4 protein-coding genes are annotated in these 7355 nt (G+C 66.4%); all 4 read left to right on the top strand.

The features are described from left to right. Positions 1 to 206 precede the first annotated feature (206 nt). The 4 genes from F7R02_RS11650 (at position 207) to F7R02_RS11670 (ending at position 7151) form a co-directional block, all read left to right on the top strand. Positions 207 to 1418 (top strand): sugar diacid recognition domain-containing protein, encoded by a 1212-nt coding sequence (locus tag F7R02_RS11650; protein ID WP_078588803.1) that lies wholly within the window; start codon positions 207 to 209, stop codon positions 1416 to 1418. 91 nt (positions 1419 to 1509) lie between these two features. Continuing rightward, positions 1510 to 3258 carry a sensor domain-containing diguanylate cyclase gene (locus F7R02_RS11655; RefSeq protein WP_078588801.1) on the top strand — a complete coding sequence of 583 codons (1749 nt, stop codon included), beginning with the start codon at positions 1510 to 1512 and terminating at the stop codon, positions 3256 to 3258. 120 nt (positions 3259 to 3378) lie between these two features. Further along, positions 3379 to 3768 carry a DUF2628 domain-containing protein gene (locus tag F7R02_RS11660; RefSeq protein WP_016848719.1) on the top strand — a complete coding sequence of 130 codons (390 nt, stop codon included), beginning with the start codon at positions 3379 to 3381 and terminating at the stop codon, positions 3766 to 3768. Between the two features lie 908 nt (positions 3769 to 4676). After that, entirely contained in the window at positions 4677 to 7151 is a 2475-nt protein-coding gene (locus tag F7R02_RS11670) for a GH92 family glycosyl hydrolase (RefSeq protein WP_078588799.1), read from the top strand. The last annotated feature ends 204 nt before the right edge of the window (positions 7152 to 7355 follow it).

Below are 7355 nucleotides of genomic sequence, written 5' to 3' on the forward strand. Positions count from 1 at the left end.
GGGCGGGGCGCATGCGCTCGCGTGCGCGGCGGCCTCCCGGACAGGGGGCGCGCCCACTGCAGGCCCAACGAACCGCGAAGGCGGTCAGCATTCTTCGCACCGATCCCGGGCATCGGCCGCAACTCCTCCGTCACACACCTGCCGAACACGCGCGCAGCGAACATGCCACCGTGACCGCTCCTGATCGCGGCAACAGACCCCAGCCCATGCTCACGCTCGACCGCACCCTGGCGCAGTCCATCGTCGACCGCGCGATGACCATCATCGACGGCAACGTCAATGTGATGGACCACTCCGGCGTCATCATCGCCAGCGGCGAGCCGGCGCGGATCGGCCAGCTGCACGAAGGTGCATTGCTGGTGCTGTCCCGGCAGGGCCGGGTGGAGATCGACGCTGCGCTGGCGCAGCAGCTGGATGCGGTGCGCCCCGGCGTCAACCTGCCGCTGATCGCCGAGGGCCGCATCGTCGGCTGCGTCGGGCTGACCGGCGACCCGCAGCGCATCGGGCAACAGGCCGAGCTGGTGCGCATGGCCGCCGAGGCGATGCTGGAACAGGCCGGGTTGCTGCGCCTGCTGGCCCGCGACGCGCGCCTGCGCGAAGAAGTCACGCTGGGCCTGATCCGTCCCGACGGCCCGACCCCGGCGCTGGCCGGCTGGGCCGAGCGGCTCGGTATCGCGCTGGAGCTGCCGCGCGTGGCCGCGGTGATCGAAGTGGAAAGCGACAGCCTGGACCTGGACGCGATGCTGGTGGAACTGCAGCGCCTGCACACCCTGCTGTCCACGCCCGAGCGCGGCAACCTGATCGCCGCCACTGCGCTCAACGAGCTGGTGGTGCTCAAGCCGGCATTGGACCGCCGTGGCCACTGGGACGTGGAGGAGCAACGTCGTCGCGCACACAGCCTGCTCGAGCGCATGCGCGCCAGCAGCCGGCTACGGATCCGGCTGGCCCTGGGCCAGTATTTTCCGCAGTCCAATGGCCTGGCGTTGTCGCACCAGATCGCGCGCACCACCATGCGCATCGGCAAGGCGCGCACCCCGCACGCCGACGCATTCTTCTACGACGATTACCGCCTGCCGGTGCTGATCGACGACCTGCGCCAGGCCTGGCAGGCCGACGAATTGCGCAAGCCGCTACAGGCGCTGCTGGCGCAGGACCGTCGCAGTCAGTTGCTGAAGACCTTGTCGGTCTGGTTCGGCGCCGGCATGCGCATGGCCCCCACCGCCAAGGCGCTGGGCATTCATCGCAACACCCTGGATTACCGCATGCAGCGCATCCAGGAACTGTGCGCGGTGGACCTGGGCAACACCGACGACTGCATGCGCCTGTACCTGGCGCTGCAGATGCGCGACGACAGCGCCGCAACCACCACGAACACCGACGCGCACGCCCCCGACCGAGCGACGCCACACCCGCCGTAACGCTGCGCTGTGCGGTGGCGCACGCAACGCCGCCTTGGCGGGTATGCGCAGTCCGCTAGACTGCGCGGATTGCCCGGCCGCGAGCGCTCCGTTGAACCAGTGCGATACCGTCGTGTCATCTGCGTCCAGCGAGGCCCAGCGCCTGGCACGTCTGGCGTTGTTGCAGGTGGTCGACACCGCCGCCGAGCCGTTCTTCGATGCGCTGGCCGCTGCCGCGCAGGCGATCGCCGGTACCCCCATCGCACTGGTCTCGCTGGTGGACGAACGTCGGCAGTGGTGGAAGGCGAACATCGGCCTGCCGGGGGTTTCGGAAACCCCACGCGAGCTGGCGTTCTGCACCTACACCATCCAGGGCGATGCGGTGATGGAAGTACGCGACGCGCCGGCCGACCCACGCTTCCACGACAACGCCCTGGTCACCGATGCGCCCGGTATCCGCTATTACGCCGGTGCCCCCATCGTGCTGCCGGATGGCTTACGCATGGGCACCGTGTGCGTGATCGACCAGCGCCCGCGCGCGCTGGAGCCGGCGCAGTTGCAGGCCTTGCAGCAACTGGCCAAGGTGGCCGCCGAAGGCCTGGAGCAACGCCGCGTGATGCTCGAGCGTGAGGCGGCCAACGCCCAGCTGCAGCAGCGGCTGCGCGAGAGCGAGGCGTTTCTGGAGCGCACCGGTCGGGTGGCCGGGGTCGGCGGGTGGGAGGTGGATGTGGCCAGCGGCACGCTGATCTGGTCGGACCAGACCTGCCGGCTGCACGATGTTCCGCCCGGTTACCGGCCCAGCCTGACCGAGGCGATCGGCTTCTACCCGCTGGAGGCGCGCGCGGTCATCACCGAAGCGGTCGACGCCTGCGTGCGGGACGGCACGTCCTGGGATCTGGAGCTGCCGCTGACCAGCGCCACCGGGCGGCGGCTATGGGTGCACAGCACCGGCTCGGTGGAACATGTGGATGGGCGCAAGCGCCTGATCGGCGCGGTCCAGGACGTGACCGACCGGCATCGGGCGGTGGATGCGCTGGCCGCTAGCGAGCGCAAGTTCCGCAAGATGTTCCAGTACAGCCTGGGCCTGATCTGCACCCACGACATGCATGGCCGGCTGGTCAGCATCAACCCGGCCGCCGCACGCTCGCTCGGCCGCAGCGTCGAGCAGATGGAAGGCCGCTCGCTGGTGGAATTCGTGCGCCCCGAGCGCCACGCCGCCTTGCGGGGGTACCTCTCGCGCATGGTGCTCGATGGCCAGGATTCGGGCGTGATCGAACTGGTGGCCGGCGACGGCAGTCTGCGCCATTGGCAATACCACAACGTGCTGGACGTGGAATCCGACGCCACGGTGGTGCTGGCACATGCCCAGGACATCACCAACCAGTACTGGCAGGAAAAGCAGCTGCTGGAATGGTCGTTCACCGACCCGCTGACCAACTGCTACAACCGCCGCTTCCTGGACGAGCTGGACAAGCGCGACCCCAGCGTGCGCTGGGGTTGTATCGTGGTGGATCTGGACAAGTTCAAACTGGTCAACGACACCCATGGCCACCAGCGTGGCGACGAGGTGTTGGTGCAGATGGCGTGGTTCCTCAACCAGCCGCTGCGCACCCAGGACCGCCTGGTACGCCTGGGCGGCGACGAATTCCTGGTGTTGCTGCACCAGGCCAGCCAGGCACAGCTGGACGCGTTGAAGCGCGACTACATGGGGGCCAGCGAGGACGCGCCGATCCGCTTCACCCTCGGCACCGCCCTGCGCCAGGACGGCGAAGCGCTGGCGGCGGTGGTCGATCGCGCCGACCACTCGCTGTACTCGCTGCGCCGCGCCCGCCGCGGCACGGGTACCAGCGACCAGCGCTGACCGTCTGCGCAGGCTTTGCGCAGACGGAAGCTGCACCGAACCCATGTGAGAGGCCGCGGACGTGTGCAGATGAATACGCGTTCGCCTATCATGTAAACGTTTACAACTACATGGATTGGAATGGATACCTTCGATCGCACCCAGCTCGGCCCCAAGTGGCAATTCCGCTTCGCCTTCTTCGACCGGCACGGCGGCCCCAGGGATCCTGCCTACAAGGAGGCGCTCAAGACCTTGCCGTTCGGCGAGAAGCTCAAGGTGGGCATGAACTTCTACGCATTGTTCTTCGGCTTCATCTATTTCTTCATCCTGGGTCTGTGGCGCAAGGCGCTGGGCCTGATCGGCATCGGCCTGGTGGTCGGCATCGTGGCCTCGTTCCTGCCCGCATCGATCGGTAATGCGCTGAGCATTCCGCTGGCCCTGCTGGCCGGCATGAGCGCCAACTACGCTTACTACCTGGACAAGGTGAAGGGCAGCACCAGCTTCAATCCGTTCGAAGGCATGCGCTGGTAGGTCGGCGCACCCGGGCGCGGCCCTCCACCGACGCCTTGCCGCCAAGCCCGGTCTCACGACCGGTTTTTTTGTGGGAGTCGAATCGAGAAGGGGCGCGTGTCGCCAGCGACTCCGCTCTCGGACGTTAGCCACCGCTCTCATCGGATGAGCGAATCTATCCGAAGAAGCACGCAGAACCAGTCACATCGTGCGCAGCCGGTGCCGCGCGGCAGGACGTGGCCAAACCACTACACGTCAGTGCCAACGGTCGCTCATTTGACCGTCCTGCGTGTGCCCAAACACGCCGCCAACAAGCACTATGCGACGAACGCCTACGCACATCACCGCGGTCCTTACCGATCAGCAAAGGCGCCGCTACCGCAGTAGCGCTGAGTCATTGGCGCGGAGGCTTGGATCAAGCGCCCTACCGGCCAGCGCCTTGGCTACAGCCGGTCCCATCCGTCAGCGCCGTTAACTGGAAATATGGCGAACATCGCAACCTATTGATTCGATAGGCATCTGGATGTTTGAAAACCGCTTGGGTCCGCCTGCTTTGCTGCGACGCGGTGTGCAGCAAACAGCGTCGAACGCGTAATCTTTGCCAACACAGGACACATGGCCGACCCAACTTTAGATCGATCCAAGCCGGCTGATCTCCAGTACGTATGTAAAAAGAAGACGTGTTCGATTGTTGAGGCGGGCAATTCGCCGCGCGCGCACCGGATGCCGTCAGGTGGTGCCTCCGGCACCGTGCAGGCACGCAAGGGTGCCTGCCGATTCCAGACACTGCCATACGCATGACGATGCCGGCGCTGTGGTGTTGATCGTCCCGCGCGCGTCTGTTCGCGCGTCGTTCGCTGCGTGTTGCAGCGGCACGCACGCGCCTTCCATCTGCGGCTTCGGCCGCCCTTTCCCCCAAGGTGTTCTGCATGCTGCCAGTCGTATCGCCCAACCGTTCTACCGCGCGTGCTGCGCGCACGCCGTTCTGGCGCCGCACTGCGGTCGGTCTGTGCCTGCTTGGCGTGGCCATGTCCGGCCCGCTGGCCGCGCAAGACCCGGCGCAGGTCAACACCTTCATCGGCAGCAAGGACGACGGCAATACCTATCCGGGCGCCTCGGCGCCATTCGGCCTGATCCAGGTCAGCCCGATCGGCGCGCACTACGCTGGCTGGCGCTACGACGACCCCAGCATTCGGGGCTTCGGCCACTCGTTCCTGTCCGGCGCCGGCTGCTGGGAGCAGGGCGGCCAGGTGTCGGTGCTGCCGGTCATCGGCCGTATCGGTCCCGGGGGCGACTTCGACACCAACGACGCCAAGGCCTTCGACCAGAAACGCTACGCCGCGCGTTACACGCATGACGGCGAAGTGGGCCAGGCAGGCTATTACAAGGTGCGGCTCACCGATTACGGTGGCATCGACGCCGAAGCCAGCGCGCTGACCCGTGCCGCGACCGAGCGCTACACCTTCGCGCCGGGTACCGACACCGGCCATGTGCTGGTCAACGTGGCGCAGGCCAACGACCGCCATGTGGTGATCGGCAGCCAGCTACAGATCGTCGGCGACCGTGTGGTCGAGGGCAAACTGACCACGCAGAGTTTCTGCGGCGGCCACGAATACACCACCTGGTTCCGGCTGGAATTCGATCGCCCGTTCACCGCGCATGGCGTCTGGGGCGAAGAGGGCGGCGTGCCCGGCGCGCGTCACGGCATGGGCGGCGAACTCAAACCCAACGGCGCCTGGCTCAGCTTCCCGCTAGGCAAAGACAAAAACGCGCGTGCGGTGACCGTGGTCAGCGCCATCTCGCATGTGGATGCGCAAGGCGCCCGCAGCAACCTGCGTGCCGATGGCATGCAGGGCGGCAAACTGCTCAGTCTTGAACAGATGCGCCAGCGCGCGCAGAACGGCTGGCGCAATGCATTGGCCAGCATGCAAGTGGAAGGCGCCAGCAACGACGACCGTTCCGTGGCCTATACCGCGCTGTACCACGCCTTGCTGCAGCCGCTGACCGGCAGCGATGCCGATGGCCGCTATCGCGGCTACGACGACGCGATCCATCGCGCCGATGGCTGGACCTACTACGAGTATTTTTCGCTGTGGGATACCTACCGCTCGCAAAACCAGCTGCTCGCCCTGCTGCAACCGACACGCGCGCGCGACATCGGCCGCTCGTTGCTGGCGATCCAGCAGCAAGGCGGCTGGCTGCCGCGTTGGGGCTACGCCAACTTCGACACCAACATCATGACCGGCGACCCGGTCACCCCGTTCCTGGTGGATCTGTGGCGCTTCGGCGCGTTGCAGGGCAACGAGGCGGAGGCGTATGCAGCGTTGCGCCAGAACGCCTTCGGCCAGCCGCCGATCAATTCGCGCCACGCCGGGCGCTCGGGCAATGCCAACTATCTGGCCAACGGTTTCGTGCAGTACGACCGCGCTTTCCCCTCCAAGGGCATGGATGTGGACCCGCACCACGGCGGCTCGGCCACGCTGGAATATGCATTGGCCGATTGCGCGCTCGCGCAGATGGCACAAGCACTGGGCCACGGCGAAGACAGCGCGCAGCTGCGCAAACGCGGCCGCAACTGGCACCGCGTCTGGGACGCGGATGTGCGCGATGCCGAGACCGGCTTTGCAGGATTCCCGCGCCCGCGGCTGGAAGACGGCAGCTGGTACGCACCGTCCGACGATCACTACAGCCCACGTTCCGAGCACGGTTTCCACGAAGGCACCGCCTGGCAGTATCAGTGGCTGGTGCAGCAGGACATCCCCGGCATGCTGCAGGCCATGCATGGCAGCCAACAAGCCGGCAAACGCCTGGACGCCTTCTTCGCCTACGACGATCTGCTGAAAGATCCGCTCACTGCCGCACGCACGCACTGGGTGGTCGGCCCGTACAGCTATTACAACCAGTACCGCTACAACCCCAACAACGAACCGGACCTGCACGCATCCTGGATGTACACGCTGATCGGGCAACCGTGGAAGACCGCCACCGTGGTGCGCGCCGCGCAACAGTTGTTTACCAATGCGCCCAACGGCGTCACCGGCAACGACGACCTTGGCACCATGTCGGCCTGGTATCTGTTCAGTGCCCTGGGGTTGTATCCGGCGGTGCCGGGCAGCGGGCAATTCCTGCTGCATGCGCCGCGTTTCAAGCGGGTCACGCTGAATCTGGGCAACGGCAAGCGCCTGCGCATCGACGCCCCCGGCGCCGACGGCCGCGCGCTGCAATACGTGGACAACGTGCGTTGGAATAGCAAGGCCCAGCCGCAGGTATTCCTGGACTGGGCGCAGCTGCAGCAGGGCGGCACGCTGGCGTTCGCGCTCACCAAGCAGGCACCCACGCAAGGCTGGGGTACGCAAGCGGATGCATTGCCGACATCGTTCTGTGCGACCCCGCAGGCGCAGTAACACCACGGCGGTTGAAACCCCTCTCCCTGCCGGGCGAAAAGCGGCAACAGCGCTTAACGCTAAAAGAGCGGCAGCGTTAAGGAAGCTCTGAACAACGCACCACAGATACGCGACACTACCCGCCTCATCATGTAGAGGATCATCTATGCAGCTGACGTTCGGTGACGCTGAGGGCCTGGGCAAGCGCAAGCAGACCCGGCGCGA

This window comes from Xanthomonas cissicola (genome assembly GCF_008801575.1).
GTDB lineage: Bacteria > Pseudomonadota > Gammaproteobacteria > Xanthomonadales > Xanthomonadaceae > Xanthomonas > Xanthomonas cissicola.